Source organism: Microtetraspora sp. AC03309 (assembly GCF_020826795.1).
GTDB lineage: Bacteria > Actinomycetota > Actinomycetes > Streptosporangiales > Streptosporangiaceae > Microtetraspora > Microtetraspora glauca.
Genome location: NZ_JADDIL010000332.1, coordinates 1 through 654, shown reverse-complemented (window position 1 = coordinate 654; position 654 = coordinate 1). Strand labels below are relative to the sequence as shown.

General features: G+C 62.8%; 2 protein-coding genes. Both read left to right on the top strand.

Going from position 1 to position 654, the window contains the following annotated elements; all coding sequences use genetic code 11:
- Positions 1-16 precede the first annotated feature (16 nt).
- The gene (locus IMZ11_RS43165; protein WP_038563208.1) at positions 17-349 is read left to right on the top strand and encodes a hypothetical protein; all 333 of its coding nucleotides are present in this window, start codon (positions 17-19) and stop codon (positions 347-349) included.
- 113 nt (positions 350-462) lie between these two features.
- On the top strand, positions 463-654 hold a 192-nt coding region (locus tag IMZ11_RS43160), incomplete at its 3' end, for a hypothetical protein (protein ID WP_228649432.1).

Here is a 654-nt window from a genome sequence, read left to right as displayed (position 1 = left end):
GTCCTAGACTGCTCGGGTGAAATCAGTCGTTGTGCCCGCTGCACTGTCCGGTGTCGGTTGCGCGCTGTTCCTTCTGTTCGGCGCTCCGGTCGCCCAGGCCACTTGCACCTCCGGCGAAGAAGAGGACGTCTACACGACGACCTGCACGCCATTCCTCGTGCCGAACTCACCGTCACCGTTCAGCGGTATCCCGGGCAATCCCGATATGCCTGCGGTCGACCTGCCCGGCGGAGGCGGAGCGATCCCGTGCACCGGCCACAACGCCGGGGAATGCATCGGCCTGGCCGAGGAAGACGAAGCAGAGGGTCCCCAACCCATTCCGCGCTCGACCATCAGCGCCAGCCCATAGCTCCTCAGAGGTCTCTTCGGAGCGCTTGCTCAGCTACCTCATAGATCGAATGCAGATCTTTCCCAGCTTCCTTAGAATCCATGCAACGAAACAATCGAATAACTAGAGAAAGCGTGACGATGGCGACCTTCCCAATCTCGATGCGACGACTGATCTTTGCCGGCGGATTCGCAGTCGCTGCGGCCGCCGTCCCGGCGCTCGCCGCGTTTTCCGCACCCGTGTCGTCCGGCCCGGCGATCGCCTGCCCCTCGGGCGAAGAAGAAGACCTCTACACCAACATGTGCGTCCCGCACACCGTGCCCAAC